Source organism: Frisingicoccus sp., from assembly GCA_016298055.1.
Lineage (GTDB): Bacteria > Bacillota > Clostridia > Lachnospirales > Lachnospiraceae > Frisingicoccus.
In genome coordinates this window covers 1-12,310 of record JAEDDO010000058.1, presented here as the reverse complement: position 1 = coordinate 12,310, position 12,310 = coordinate 1, and the positions used below count along the sequence as shown (strand labels likewise).

The following is a 12,310-nucleotide window of genomic DNA, read 5'->3' as shown; positions in this document are numbered from 1 at the left end:
CTTTGTAAAATTTTTGTTAAATTTTGTCGATATATGTGCTATTATGTAAAATGTGGAGGAAATCCGAGGGGACGATTCCGCATAGAATAATAGAATATGAAAAGGAAAATCACAAATGAATGCTATTTTGACTGCAATTAAGCTTCTTGGTGGTCTCGCTATGTTTCTTTACGGAATGGAGATTATGGGCGACGGCCTGAAGCAAGGTTCGGGTAATGCACTGAAGAACATTCTTGGTAAACTTACCCACAATGTTTTTATCGGGCTCCTTACAGGTGCTCTTGTTACTGCGGTTATCCAGAGTTCAACAGCAACGATCGTGCTGACGGTTGGTCTGATCGGAGCAGGTATTTTAAATCTGCGTCAGGCAGTCAGCATTGTACTCGGAGCGAATATTGGTACGACGGTGACAGCACAGATCATTCGTCTGATGGATATTGATTCTTCCAGCGGATCGATTTTAAGTTTCTTTAAGCCGGATACACTGGCGCCGATTGCTTTGATCATCGGTATCATTTTGATTATGTTTATCAAGAAAGAAGCAAGCAAGAATGTGGGAACGATTGCTCTTGGATTTGGTATTTTGTTTACAGGTTTGATGAGTATGACGGCTGCAGTGGAACCTTTGTCAGAGTCGGAGGCCTTTGTCAGCGTATTATCCTATTTCAGGGATATGCCTCTGCTGGGAATTGTGACCGGTCTTGTGTTGACAGTTATTGTTCAGAGTTCTTCGGCGATGGTTGGTATTTTGCAGGCTATGTCTTCAACAGGACTGATGACCTTTAATCTGATCTATCCGATCATTATGGGTATTAACCTGGGAACATGTATTACGACAGCTCTTGTATGTTCCATCGGTTCGTCGAAGGATGCAAAACGTACCGGTGTCGTTCATATTGTATTTAACACGATAGGAACGATTTTGTTTATGATCGGTATGACGGTGATCCAGAAGATGGGCGGCTTCCCGGATTTATGGGGAAGTGTGGTAGACAGCGGCGGAATTGCGAATTTCCAGACATTGTTCAACCTTGTGACAGCGGTTGTGCTTTTGCCGTTTACCGGAGTGCTTGTTAATATTGCATGCAGAGTTGTTAAAGATGATGTTGTTCAGACGGATATTTATCCGGAAATGGCAGCACTTGACAGGAAGTTGATGACGGTTCCTACAGTTGCTCTTAATGAGGTTGCCAACAGCGTGGTTATCGTGGCAAAAGTGGCAAAAGAGAATATTGAACGAAGCCTTCTTCAGCTCGTGGAATATACAGATAAACGGTCTGAGGAGATTCTTGCAAGTGAGGATCGACTGGATCAGTTTACGGACAGTGTGGATAATTATCTTATCGAATTGTCCGGAAATATTGAGACGGAATCCGACAACCGTCAGAGAAATATGCTGATGCAGTGTGTCCATGATATTGAGCGTATCGGCGATTATGCGACAAATTTTGATGAGATGTCCAAGAAATTGCATGATTCGGATATTCATTTTTCTGAGGAGGCCCGGAAGGAGATGGATATTCTTGGAAATGCCGTCGAAGAGATTCTTCGTCTGACTGTGGAAGCTCTTGAAAAGGATGATGATTCTATTGCGCGCCGTATCGAACCTTTGGAAGAGGTTATTGATGATATGGTTCTTCTGTTGAAGGATCGTCATACAGAACGTCTCTGTCAGGGCGGATGTTCCATTGACTCCGGTTTGATTTTCCAGGAGGCTCTGACTTATTTTGAACGTGCGGCCGATCAGTGTTCAAGTATTGCGATGCTGATGCTCGGTAAACATAATGTGGAGATTATGAAAAATCATCATTTATATTTGCAGGAGCTTCATGCGTCCGGTGATCAGTCTTATGTGGCAGAGCAGGAGAATCGAAGAGCTCAGTACCTTGCTCCGCTTCAAAATATGTGAATGTAAATTATAGGTCATATTTTCATGTTGAAATGAAAATATGGCCTTTTTCTATTGACATTTTAAAAAATGATGATATACTTTGAATATCAAAATATTAAAAAATCAAATTAATTGGACTAAAAGGAGATTAAATTATGTTAGAAAGAATTAAAGAAACAATCGCAAACACATTAGCAGTTGACGCTGATATTATTAAACCGGAAACTTCTTTAAAAGAGGATCTCGAAGCGGATTCTTTAGATTTTGTTGAACTGGTTATGTCTCTTGAAGATGAATTTGATGTAAAGATCGGTGAAGATGATACAGCAAAGATCCAGACGGTTCAGGATATTATCGATTATTTAAAAGCACAGGGTGTTGAAGAGTAAGATGAAAACAGCGATTACGGAATTATTGAATATTCAGTATCCGATTTTTCAGGGCGGTATGGCCTGGGTGGCAGAGCATACGCTGGCAGCGGCTGTATCGAATGCAGGAGGCCTTGGGATCATTGCTTCCGGAGGTGCACCTTGTGACTATGTGCGAGAAGAGGTTCGTAAGACAAAAGCTCTGACAGATAAGCCTTTTGGCGTGAATATTATGCTGATGAATCCGGAAGCGGATGCCATTGCGCATATGGTTATTGAAGAAGGCGTAAAGGTTGTAACAACAGGAGCCGGAAACCCGGAAAAGTATTTTCCTGTGTGGAAGGAAGCGGGTATTAAGATTCTTCCGGTTGTCGCTTCGGTAGGTCTTGCCAGACGTATGGAGAAGTACGGAGCAGATGCTTTGATCGCAGAAGGCTGTGAATCCGGAGGACATATCGGTGAGATGACGACGATGACTCTTGTACCTCAGGTTGTGCAGGCTGTGCATGTGCCTGTCGTGGCAGCAGGTGGGATCGGTGATGGTCATGGTGTGGCGGCAGCTTTTATGCTGGGTGCGGAGGGTGTTCAGGTCGGAACAAGATTTCTTCTGGCAGATGAGACACAGATCCATGAGAATTATAAGGAAAAGGTCCTGAAAGCCAAGGATATTGACAGTCAGGTTACAGGACGTTCCACGGGTCATCCGATTCGGGTTTTAAGAAACCCGATGACAAGAAAGTACCTGAAGATGGAAGCTGAAGGAGCGACATTGGAAGAACTGGAAGTGATGACACTGGGATCACTTCGAAGAGCAGTCGTGGAGGGCGACGTCAAAGAGGGATCTTTGATGGCCGGGCAGGTTGCCGGTCTTTTGAATAAAAGACAGACATGTAAAGAGATAATTGAGGAAATGATGACAGAAGCTGTGGATGTTATGGAAGAAGCAGCCGGACGTTTTCGTAAAAGATAAAGCGAACATGTTCGCTTTGTTTTTTAGACAGATATTTTGAAATTCAAAATAAATTTGAGGGTATATATTATGAAAGCAGCATTTATTTTTCCGGGTCAGGGGGCCCAGAAAATTGGCATGGGTAAAGATTTTTATGAGACCTTTGAGGTCAGTAAAGCAGTCTATGATCAGGCATCTTCCTGGCTTGGTATGGATGTGTGTGAGCTTTGTTTTGAAGAAAATGACCGGTTGGATATTACACGATATACACAAGTAGGTCTTTTGACAACAGAGCTTGCCATTTTAAAAGCGGTGGAAGAAAAAGGTATTCGTCCGGTGGTCACAGCGGGTCTCAGCCTGGGAGAATATGCGGCGATTACAGCGGCAGGAAAGATTTCTCTTGAGGATGCATTGCGTGTGATTGACAAGAGAGGTCTGTATATGCAGGAAGCTGTTCCTGTGGGCGGTGCCATGTCAGCGGTGATCGGGCTGGATATGGAAGTCATTCGCAAGGTGTGTGAAGAGACAGAGGGCATTGTTGAAGTGGCGAACGATAATTGTCCGGGTCAGACGGTTATTTCCGGTGAAGCAGAGGCGGTGGCAGCAGCTGGGGAAGCGTTAAAAGCTGCCGGAGCCCGTATGGTTACACCGTTAAAGGTCAGCGGACCTTTTCATTCTTCTATGTTAAAAGGTGCCGGTGAGCGTTTGAAACCGGAACTTGAGAAGGTTCAGTGGATGAATTCTGACATTCCATATGTGTCGAATACGACGGCCGAGCTGGTAGAAGATAAAGACAAGATTCTGCCTTTGCTTGTCCGCCAGGTGTCCGAGTCTGTCCGTTGGCAGGAAGATGTTAAAGTGATGACAGATATGGGTGTGGATACATTTATTGAGATCGGTCCGGGTAAGACACTTGCAGGTTTTATGAAGCGTATTGATCGTAAAATAAAGTGTATCAATATTGAGACCGTGAAGGATATGGAGAAACTGGAGGCATTGATATGTTAAAAGGTAAAGTTGCATTGATCACCGGTGCGGGAAAGGGCATTGGCGCGGCAATCGCAAAGGAAATGGCAGCTCAGGGTGCCACAGTGATTATAAATTACAGTCATTCGGAAGCGGCAGCGGAGAATGTGAAAAAAGAAATTGAGGAAGCAGGCGGCAGAGCAGAGACTTGCAGATGCGATGTTTCTGATTATGAAAGCGTTAAGAAGATGGTGAGTGATGTGATCGCGCGCCATAAACGCATCGATATTCTCGTCAATAATGCGGGAATCGTTAAAGATACGCTTCTGATGCGTATGGCAGAAACAGATTTTGATCAGGTAGTGGATATTAACCTGAAGGGTACATTCAACTGTATTCAGAATGTGACACGTCAGATGATGAAACAGAGATATGGAAGAATTATTAATCTGTCTTCGGTTGTTGGAATTTTTGGAAATGCCGGACAGGTAAACTATGCGGCCTCCAAAGCAGGAATTATTGGTATGACCAAGTCAGCAGCGAGAGAGCTTGGAAGCCGGGGAATTACAGTAAATGCGATCGCACCCGGATTTATTCAGACAGATATGACAGATACTCTGAGTGAAGATATGAAAAAACAGATGCTTGAGGCAATTTCTCTCGGAAGTTTTGGTAAAGTGGAAGATATCGCATATACAGCCGCATTTCTGGCATCTGACCGGGCACGTTATATTACCGGACAGGTGATTCAGGTAGACGGCGGTATACGCATGTAAAATAGATAAGGAGTCGGATATGAAAGAACGTGTAGTTGTAACAGGAATGGGAGCAATCACTCCGATCGGAAACAGTGTGGAAGAATTCTGGTCCGGTGTTAAAGAAGGAAAGACCGGTTTTGATAAAATTACTTATTTTGATACAGAGGGTTATCGTGCATCGCTGGCCGCTCAGGTAAAAGGATTTAATGCAGCAGATTATATGGATAGAAAAACTGCAAAGCGTATGGAGCTTTTTTGTCAGTATGCGGTTGCAGCATCTAAAGAAGCCATTGAAAATGCAGGTCTTGATATGGAAAAAGAAGATCCTTTCCGTGTAGGTGTTTGTGTGAGCTCAAGTATCGGAAGTCTTCAGATCATGGAGAAAGAAGAAAAACGCCTTATTGAAAAAGGTGCGGGCAGAGTGGCACCTCTGTTAGTTCCGATGATGATTTCCAACATGGCCTCCGGTAATGTATCCATTGCCTTTGGATGCCGCGGAAAATCTTTAAATGTGGTGACAGCCTGTGCGACAGGCAGTCATTCTATCGGGGAAGCATACCGCAGTATTCAGGCCGGGGAAGTAGATGTAATGATCGCAGGCGGTGCGGAGGCAGCTATCTGTCCGATCGGTATTGCCGGATTTTCATCTCTGACAGCACTGACTTCTTCGGATGATCCAAAGAGAGCGTCCATTCCTTTTGATAAAGAGCGCAGCGGCTTTGTTATGGGTGAAGGCGCAGGTGTTGTTGTTCTGGAAAGTCTTTCTCATGCGAAAGCACGAGGTGCTAAGATTCTTGCAGAAGTGGCCGGATATGGTGCCACATCGGATGCTTTCCATATTACATCTCCTTGTGAAGACGGAAGCGGTGCTGCAAAATCCATGGAGCTTGCGATGACAGAGGCGGGCGTAACTCCAAAAGAGGTAAGTTACATTAACGCACATGGTACAAGCACACACCATAATGATCTTTTTGAAACAAGGGCTATTAAGCTTGCTTTTGGTGATGAAGCTTACCGTGTACCGGTAAGTTCCACAAAATCCATGGTTGGACATCTTCTTGGAGCGGCAGGTGCTGTTGAATTTATCACATGTGTAAAATCTATTGAAGACAGTTACATTCATCCGACAGTCGGCTATAAGGTAAAGGATGAAGAATGTGATCTGAACTATGTGCCGGGCGAAGGTATTCACGGCGAAGTTCGTGTTGCTTTATCAAATTCACTTGGCTTTGGCGGACATAATGCCACATTGGCTGTGAAGAAATTTGAAGCTTAGGAGGCAGGGATATGGAATTTGAACAGTTGCTCCGCCTTGTGGAAACGGTGGCAGCTTCAGGGCTGAATGAGTTCGACTATGAACAAAATGGATTAAAGCTTCATTTGGGTAAAAAAGCACCGAAGACAGTGAAGGTTTCCGGGGCGGGAGCTGCAAATATTCCTGTTGAGGAAATTCCGGTGACAGCGCAGACTGCACAGATACCGGCTGAAGTGACAGCGCAGACAGGAACAGATGTGGTCTCTCCAATCGTTGGTGTCTTTTATGCAGCACCGAGTCCGGAGTCAGAACCTTTTGTGAAGGTGGGTGACCGTGTTGAGGCCGGTCAGGTCATCGGCATTGTTGAGGCAATGAAACTGATGAATGAAATTGAAAGTGATGTATCCGGTATTGTTGTGGAAATCTGCGTTCAGAATGGTGACGGTGTGGAATATGGCCAGCCTTTGATACGGGTACAGGAATAGAGGAAAAAAATGATTATTGGTGTTAAAGAAATTATGAAGATTATTCCCCACAGACAGCCGATGCTTCTTGTAGACCGGGTAGAGATTGTTGAAGAAGATAAAAAAGCAGTTGGTTTTAAGGGTGTGACCTATAATGAACCCTATTTTGCCGGACATTTTCCGCAGGAACCGGTCATGCCGGGGGTGCTTATTATGGAAGCGATGGCCCAGACAACGGCAGTACTCCTTCTGAATAAGGAAGAAATGCGGGGAAAAGTCGGATATTATGCCGGAATTAATAAGGCAAAGTTCCGCAAGAAAGTTGTTCCCGGAAGTATGCTTCGAATGGAAGTGGAAGTGATCCGACAGAGAGGTCCTCTTGCTGTAGCTTACGGCAAGGCTTATACAGATGAGGGGCTTGCGGCTGAGGGCGAAATGACATTTATGATTGGTTAATGAGGTGAAAGACTTGATAAATAAAGTATTAATTGCCAACCGGGGCGAAATTGCCGTGCGAATCATACGGGCATGCAGGGAAATGGGTATCGAAACGGTGGCGGTGTACTCTGAGGCAGATGCATCGGCACTGCATGTTCAGCTGGCGGATGAGGCGGTCTGCATCGGACCGGCAGCCTCAAAAGACAGCTATCTGAATATGGAAAATATCATCAGTGCAACAGTGATCAGCGGTGCGGATGCGATCCACCCGGGATTTGGATTTTTATCTGAAAATGCCCGGTTTGCGGAAATGTGCCGTCAGTGTCATATTACTTTTATCGGTCCTTCACCGGAACTGATCCATCGTATGGGCAATAAGTCTGAGGCGCGGAAAACGATGATGGAAGCCGGAGTGCCTGTTGTTCCGGGGACAAAGGAACCGGTTTTTGAAGCTGTCGAAGGTAAAAAGATTGCGGATGCCATGGGTTATCCGGTGATGATCAAAGCTTCATCCGGCGGTGGCGGAAAAGGCATGCGTATTGCGGCAAGCTCTGAGGAATTTGAAGAAAATTTTCGTCTGGCCCAGATGGAATCGGTCAGCAGTTTTAATGATGATACCATGTATATTGAAAAATATATTGAAGCGCCGAGACATATTGAGTTTCAGATTTTAGGAGATAGTTATGGTCATGTGATTCATCTTGGAGAGAGGGACTGTTCCATTCAGAGACGGCATCAGAAAGTGCTTGAGGAATCGCCTTCACCGGCCATGACAGAGGAACTTCGAAGGAAGATGGGAGACACAGCCATTCGGGCAGCAAAAGCAGTGGGTTATGAAAGTGCAGGCACGATTGAGTTTCTGCTGGATAAAAACGAAAATTTTTATTTTATGGAAATGAATACCCGCATTCAGGTCGAACATCCGGTGACAGAATCGGTGACCAATGTGGATTTGATTAAAAGTCAGATTCGGATCGCCTCAGGTGAAGCCTTAAATATCCGTCAGGAAGACGTGGTCTTTAAGGGACATGCCATTGAGTGTCGGATCAATGCAGAAAATCCGGAGAAAAATTTTCGCCCGTCTCCGGGTAAAATCGAGCATCTTCATCTTCCGGGAGGAAAAGGAATCCGTGTTGACACGGCAGTTTATGCCGGATATAGGATTCCGCCCTATTATGATTCTATGATCGCCAAAGTGATTGTTCTTGGAAAATCGCGAAATGAGGCGATTAAAAAAATGAAGAGTGCATTGAGTGAATTTATTGTTGACGGCATTGATACGAATGTGGATTTCCAGATGGAGATCATGAATAACGCCGGATTTCAGAGCGGTGATTTTAGTACAGACTTTATTGAGCAAATGGAAGCAGGAAAGGGTGAATTGTAATTATGCCGAGATTAAACAGTATGTTTAAGAAGACAACCTATATTACCCTGTCCAATAGACGTCAGAGCATAAGACAGGATGCATTTGTGTCAGAACAGGAACTGGAACAGCCGAATATTCCGGAGGGACTCTGGGAAAAGTGTCCGAAATGTGGTTCAATCTTATATAAAGAAGATTTAGAAAAAAACTTTTATGTATGTAAGGCCTGCGGGCATCATGAAAGAATTTCCGCCAGAGAGCGGATCAAACAGATTGCAGATCCGGGAACTTTTGTGGAAATAGACGAAGTTATGCCGGATAAGAATCCTCTGAATTTTCCGGACTATGAAAACAAACTGACAAAAATGCGTCAGGCTACAGGCCTATGCGAAGGGGTTATTTACGGTCAGTGTAAAATTTTTGGTGAAGATGCTGTTTTGGCAGTCATGGATGCAAGTTTTATGATGGGAAGTATGGGAACAACGGTCGGTGAAAAAATTACCCGTGCCATTGAAATCGGAACAAAAAGACGATTACCTGTCATTATTTTCACCTGTTCCGGAGGTGCCAGAATGCAGGAGGGAATTTTATCTCTGATGCAGATGGCAAAGACTTCTGCTGCGGTGGAAGCCCACGCAAGGGCCGGTCTTCCTTATTTTACGGTCATCACGGACCCGACGACCGGAGGTGTGACAGCAAGTTTTGCCATGCTTGGCGATGTGATCCTGGCAGAACCGGGAGTGCTGATCGGGTTTGCGGGACAGAGAGTAATCGAACAGACCATCGGGCAGAAACTTCCGGAAGGCTTTCAGAGGGCAGAATTTATGCTGGAACACGGTTTTATTGATCAGATCGTGGAGCGGAAGGATTTAAAGGAGCGGCTTTATAAGTTGATTCTGGCCCATCGTCCGATGAAACAGGAGGAGTAGCAGATGAGCTTTACAGCATGGGAAAAAGTTCGGATCGCCAGAGAGATGGATCGACCGACAAGTCTTTTTTATATAGAAAATATTTTTGACGATTTCATGGAAATGCATGGCGACCGGAATGTGAAAGATGACCCTGCAATTGTGGGAGGCATCGGCTTTTTGGAAGGAAAACCTGTGACGGTCATCGGCCAGCAGAAGGGAAGAGATCTGAAAGAGCAGGTGGAGAGGAATTTTGGCATGCCAAATCCTGAAGGTTATCGAAAGGCACTGCGATTAATGAAACAGGCTGAGAAGTTTGGGCGTCCTGTTGTATGTTTTGTGGATACTTCCGGTGCATTCTGCGGTATTGAGGCCGAAGAACGGGGACAAGGCGAGGCTATTGCAAGAAATCTTATGGAGATGGCCGGACTCAAAGTCCCTGTATTGTCGATTGTCATCGGTGAAGGCGGCAGCGGCGGCGCTCTTGCTATGGCTGTCGGAAATGAAGTCTGGTGTCTGGAAAATTCGGTTTATTCTGTACTTTCTCCGGAAGGCTTTGCAGCGATTTTATGGAAAGATGGAAAACGGGCAGATGAAGCAGCCGATGTCATGAAAATGACATCGGAGCATTTGGAGAAATTCGGGATTGTTGACCGGGTTTTTGCCGAGCCGGAACCGGTGCATGTGGACAACGGTATGCCTCTTGCACAGGAGTTAAAAGCAGCGATGATAGATTTTTTTGAGAAGTATGATGCCATGTCACCGGAAGATATCGCGGAGGAAAGGTATCAGAGATTTCGTCGTTTTTAGGAGAGTATATGAGACCTTTAGTCATTGGAGATTTAACTATTGATATACCTGTCATACAGGGCGGCATGGGTGTTGGTGTCAGCTTATCATCGCTTGCCGGAGCGGTCGCAGCCCAGGGTGGTCTGGGGGTGATTTCAACGGCTCAGATTGGTTATAATCTGCCGGATTTTTCGTCAAATCCTATGGCGGCCAATCTGAGAGCAATCCGGGAGCAGGTGCAATCAGCAAGAGAGAAAGCACACGGTGGTGCCATTGGAGTCAACATTATGGTGGCCACAAGAAATTATAAGGACTATGTTTTTGAGGCAGTGAAGGCCGGAGTGGATATAATCATTTCCGGTGCGGGACTTCCGACAGCCTTGCCTGAGTATGTTAAAGGTTCAAAAACAAAGATTGCACCGATCGTATCCTCAGAAAAGGCAGCGAAACTGATTTGCCGTATGTGGGATAAACGTCACCAGTGTACACCGGATATGGTTGTGATCGAAGGGCCTTTAGCCGGAGGTCATCTTGGATTTTCAAAAGATCAGTTAGTGCCTTTTGTGGAAAACAGTGTCGATAAAATAAGCGATATGATGCATCATTATGATGAAGAAATCAAAAAAATTATTCAAGTGTGCCGTGAATATGGAGAAAAATACAGTAAGCATATTCCGGTCGTTATCGCCGGAGGTATTGACGGCAGAAAAGAGGCAGATCACTGTTTTGCACTGGGAGCCGAAGGCATTCAGGTGGCGACGCCTTTTGTGGCAACTGAAGAATGTGATGCCCACAGAAATTTTAAAGAGGCTTATGTGAGAGCGGAAAAAGAGGATATCGTCATTTTAAACAGTCCGGTTGGAATGCCTGCGAGAGGAATTAAGAATCGGTTTCTTGAGAGAGTGAATTCAGGTATAAAGGGAGAGATTCATTGCAGACAATGTCTGGAACATTGTGAGCCTCTGAAAATCCCTTATTGTATTACGGATGCATTGATACGTGCGGTCCGTGGGGACGTAGAAAATGGTCTTGTTTTCTGCGGAGCCAATGTGGATAAAATAAAAAGAATATCTACAGTCAGAGATGTCATTGAAAAATATATTTAAAGAGAGTCCTCCGGGTGATAAAGTTCATCGGAGGACTTTTTGTTCAGAGATTTTTTTAATTATTATCTGTCGGTTTATTTCGATATAAAATATGTTTGATCGACGAATGAATTCATAGTTTTTTGTTTATCCTATCTGTACGGAGATTATAAGGAGGACATCATATGGAAAAGAATTGTCAGGAAGTCGATTTGAGAAAAGTTGCCGTGATCGGATGTGGTTTTGTTGGTTCCGCATCCGCTTTTGCGTTGATGCAGAGTGGATTGTTTTCGGAGATGGTACTTATTGATGCAGATATGGACCGTGCAGAAGGTGAAGCTATGGATATCAGCCATGGTATGCCATTTAGCCGGCCAATGAAAATTTATGCAGGGGATTATGACGATATTGTTGATGCGGCCATTATTATCATCACAGCGGGTGCCAATCAGAAGCCGGATGAAACACGGCTGGATCTGGTACACAAAAATGTCGGAATATTTAAAATGATTATTCCAAAGATTAAAGAACGAAATTGTAAAGGAATTCTTCTGATCGTATCGAATCCGGTGGATATTTTAACTTACGCAGCCTTAAAAATCGGCGATTTTCCGGAAAGTAAAGTGATTGGTTCAGGAACTGTTCTGGATACATCCCGTTTAAAATATCAGATTGGTGAATATCTTGGTGTAGATAGCCGAAGTGTGCATGCATTTATTATCGGGGAACATGGGGACAGTGAGATTGCGGCATGGAGCAGTGCCAATGTTTCGGGTGTGCCGATGCGTAATTTTTATGAGATGAAGGGAAAGCACAAATATGAAAAGGCGACAGCCAATATTGCGGATACGGTTCGGAACAGTGCTTATGAGATTATCGAAAAGAAAAAAGCAACCTACTATGGTATCGCCATGTCGGTACGACGGATTTGTGAAGCTATTGTTCGGGATGAAAAATCGATTCTTCCTGTATCCAGTCCGATGCATGGAGAATACGGCATTTCAGATGTGGTGTTAAGTATGCCGGCGATTGTGGGAAAGAACGGTTTAGAAGAACATATGCCAATCGAGTTG

General features: G+C 44.6%; 11 protein-coding genes and 1 pseudogene. All 12 read left to right on the top strand.

Annotation, left to right across the window (positions count from 1 at the left end; translation table 11 throughout):
- Window positions 1-115: 115 nt before the first annotated feature.
- Window positions 116-1,909 carry a Na/Pi cotransporter family protein gene (locus QZZ35_RS06285; RefSeq protein WP_291236626.1) on the top strand — a complete coding sequence of 598 codons (1,794 nt, stop codon included), beginning with the start codon at window positions 116-118 and terminating at the stop codon, window positions 1,907-1,909.
- Window positions 1,910-2,046: 137 nt separating this feature from the next.
- Window positions 2,047-2,280: an acyl carrier protein gene (gene acpP / locus QZZ35_RS06280; protein ID WP_291236625.1), complete on the top strand. Its 234-nt coding sequence runs from the start codon at window positions 2,047-2,049 to the stop codon at window positions 2,278-2,280.
- Between the two features lies 1 nt (window position 2,281).
- The gene (fabK, locus tag QZZ35_RS06275) at window positions 2,282-3,229 is read left to right on the top strand and encodes an enoyl-[acyl-carrier-protein] reductase FabK (RefSeq protein WP_291236624.1); all 948 of its coding nucleotides are present in this window, start codon (window positions 2,282-2,284) and stop codon (window positions 3,227-3,229) included.
- Window positions 3,230-3,295: 66 nt separating this feature from the next.
- Complete coding sequence (gene fabD / locus QZZ35_RS06270; protein WP_291236627.1) at window positions 3,296-4,216, top strand: ACP S-malonyltransferase; 921 nt, start codon at window positions 3,296-3,298, stop codon at window positions 4,214-4,216.
- Window positions 4,210-4,950 (top strand): 3-oxoacyl-[acyl-carrier-protein] reductase, encoded by a 741-nt coding sequence (fabG, locus tag QZZ35_RS06265; protein WP_291236623.1) that lies wholly within the window; start codon window positions 4,210-4,212, stop codon window positions 4,948-4,950. The genes fabD and fabG overlap by 7 nt, the downstream gene beginning before the upstream one ends.
- 19 nt (window positions 4,951-4,969) lie before the next feature.
- The gene (gene fabF, locus QZZ35_RS06260) at window positions 4,970-6,208 is read left to right on the top strand and encodes a beta-ketoacyl-ACP synthase II (protein ID WP_291236622.1); all 1,239 of its coding nucleotides are present in this window, start codon (window positions 4,970-4,972) and stop codon (window positions 6,206-6,208) included.
- An 11-nt stretch (window positions 6,209-6,219) separates the two neighbouring features.
- Entirely contained in the window at window positions 6,220-6,672 is a 453-nt protein-coding gene (gene accB, locus QZZ35_RS06255) for an acetyl-CoA carboxylase biotin carboxyl carrier protein (protein WP_291236621.1), read from the top strand.
- A 9-nt stretch (window positions 6,673-6,681) separates the two neighbouring features.
- Window positions 6,682-7,107: a 3-hydroxyacyl-ACP dehydratase FabZ gene (gene fabZ, locus QZZ35_RS06250; protein WP_291236620.1), complete on the top strand. Its 426-nt coding sequence runs from the start codon at window positions 6,682-6,684 to the stop codon at window positions 7,105-7,107.
- Between the two features lie 13 nt (window positions 7,108-7,120).
- On the top strand, window positions 7,121-8,476 hold the full coding sequence (locus tag QZZ35_RS06245; RefSeq protein WP_291236619.1) for an acetyl-CoA carboxylase biotin carboxylase subunit: 1,356 nt from the start codon (window positions 7,121-7,123) through the stop codon (window positions 8,474-8,476).
- Window positions 8,477-8,478: 2 nt separating this feature from the next.
- Window positions 8,479-10,173 (top strand): annotated as a pseudogene (locus QZZ35_RS11640) (acetyl-CoA carboxylase carboxyltransferase subunit alpha).
- Between the two features lie 8 nt (window positions 10,174-10,181).
- A complete protein-coding gene (locus tag QZZ35_RS06230; protein WP_291236616.1) occupies window positions 10,182-11,258 on the top strand; it encodes an NAD(P)H-dependent flavin oxidoreductase in 1,077 nt (358 codons plus the stop codon).
- Window positions 11,259-11,422: 164 nt separating this feature from the next.
- A partial coding sequence (locus QZZ35_RS06225) for an L-lactate dehydrogenase (RefSeq protein WP_291236615.1) occupies window positions 11,423-12,310 on the top strand: 888 nt, incomplete at its 3' end.